Origin of the sequence: Endozoicomonas sp. SESOKO2 (assembly GCF_024606245.1) — a bacterium.
Classification (GTDB): domain Bacteria; phylum Pseudomonadota; class Gammaproteobacteria; order Pseudomonadales; family Endozoicomonadaceae; genus Endozoicomonas_A.
This window is the reverse complement of sequence record NZ_JAHHPQ010000191.1, coordinates 1-1,613: the sequence shown is the minus strand read 5'-3', so window position 1 is coordinate 1,613 and position 1,613 is coordinate 1. Positions and strand designations below refer to the sequence as shown.

The 1,613-nt window shown below is 46.1% G+C and carries 4 protein-coding genes; 3 read left to right on the top strand and 1 reads right to left on the bottom strand.

Features of this window, described 5'->3' with window-relative positions:
• A partial coding sequence (locus KDK17_RS04635) for an L-serine ammonia-lyase, iron-sulfur-dependent, subunit beta (RefSeq protein WP_306671229.1) occupies window positions 1-266 on the top strand: 266 nt, incomplete at its 5' end.
• Window positions 267-304: 38 nt separating this feature from the next.
• Here the strand turns inward: KDK17_RS04635 and cyoD are convergent.
• On the bottom strand, window positions 305-607 hold the full coding sequence (gene cyoD, locus KDK17_RS04630) for a cytochrome o ubiquinol oxidase subunit IV (RefSeq protein ID WP_257254830.1): 303 nt from the start codon (window positions 605-607) through the stop codon (window positions 305-307).
• A gap of 200 nt (window positions 608-807) precedes the next feature.
• Between cyoD and KDK17_RS04625 the strand changes: the two genes are divergently transcribed.
• On the top strand, window positions 808-1,131 hold the full coding sequence (locus tag KDK17_RS04625) for a hypothetical protein (protein WP_257287461.1): 324 nt from the start codon (window positions 808-810) through the stop codon (window positions 1,129-1,131).
• Window positions 1,132-1,183: 52 nt separating this feature from the next.
• Window positions 1,184-1,613 (top strand): cytochrome c oxidase subunit 3 (locus KDK17_RS04620; RefSeq protein WP_257287460.1); only part of this gene is annotated, 430 nt, incomplete at its 3' end.

Genomic DNA, 1,613 nt, shown 5'->3' with positions numbered 1-1,613 from the left:
TTGATCGTTCTCCCGAAATGGCCAACCTCTTGGACTGGGTTACCCTGTTTGCCATGTCCGTCAATGAAGAAAATGCCTGTGTAGGCCGGGTTGTCACTGCACCTAATAATGGTGCAGCCGGTGTTATCCCGGCGGTACTCGCTTATTACACTCGATTCATCTCCCGCAATAATACCCGGGGCATCCGCGACTTTGTTGCTACTGCGGCAGCCATTGGCTCACTGATCAAAATGAATGCTTCTATTTCTGGCGCAGAGGCAGCCTGACGGCAGAAGTAGTAAAACGACTTCTGCCCTCTTTTCACTCACATCATTCTGAAGTTCAGATCAAACAGTATCCATACGGTTCCACCCACCATGATGAATATCAGAACTCCAGCAAAAAAAAGGGCTGTCAGATAGTCCTTGCCCGTATTTTTAAGGCTTATGTTCAAAAAAAAGCGTAAGTGGACCATCACCTGAATCAGAGCACAAATGGCGATAATGGCAAACAGTATTCTTGCCCGGAAAGCCGAAGACCAGACGACCCAGAAAGGAATGGCCGTCAGAATAATCGCCAGAACCAACCCTTTGAGATAGTCCTTCAGGCTATGCTCATGTGCTTGCACGATTGCCTCCTATATGAACACCGGCAGGTAGACCACAGAAAAAATCCCGATCCAGACAATATCCAGGAAGTGCCAGAACAAACCAAGGCGAAACAATCTGGAGCAGACCTGAGGCGTCAGCCCTTTCATGAAGACCTGTAGAGTCATCGTCAGGATACCGATCATGCCAATACTCACCTGCAGCACCCTACAACTTTGCTGTGATTCCAGACGTTAGCAACGTTGATGCCTTTTGGGAGATGAAAAATAAGGGGGAAGCCTATCATTTTCCTGATCAATACAAACCCATCATAATGCCCGCTAATACCGGAGCAGGCGTTTTGATTGGTCTGTTCGGGTTTTTAGTAGGATTTGCTTTCGTCTGGTATATATGGTGGCTCGCTATTCTCGCCATGATCGGTGTTATCGCAACACTGATCGTCAGAAGCTGTAATGATTATGGCGAGGAGATCATCACATCAGAAGCTATCATGGCCATCGAGAGTCAACGTAAAGCCCAATTGATGTCTCAGGGCAAATTGTGATTGTACGAAGAGCCCTCAGCCAGAGGAAAGCCTTAAGCCAAAGGAAAGCCTCATGAATCAGGATATGCTCCGACAAGTTATGTCTGAACACCGTGAAGACTGCCTTGATAACCGGGAATTCGGATTCTGGCTCTATCTGATGACAGATGCGATTATCTTTGCTCTGTTGTTTGCAACCTATGTCAGTATGTTCAGAAATACTGCCAATGGTCCTGAACCCATTCATCTTTTTGATCTCAAACATGTTTTTTTTGAAACCGCCTGTCTGTTGATCTCCAGTGTAACGTTTGGTTTTGCCTGGTTGGCTGCTATGAATAAAAAACGACCATCAGTGATACTATGGTTAATCATCACCATCGTTTTTGGTGTTGCTTTTGTCTTTCTCGAAGTCGTTGAGTTTTTAGAAATGATTCAAGAGGGAGCAGGCCCTCAAGCCAGTGGTTACTTGTCGTCATTTTTCACGCTGGTTGCTACCCATGGTA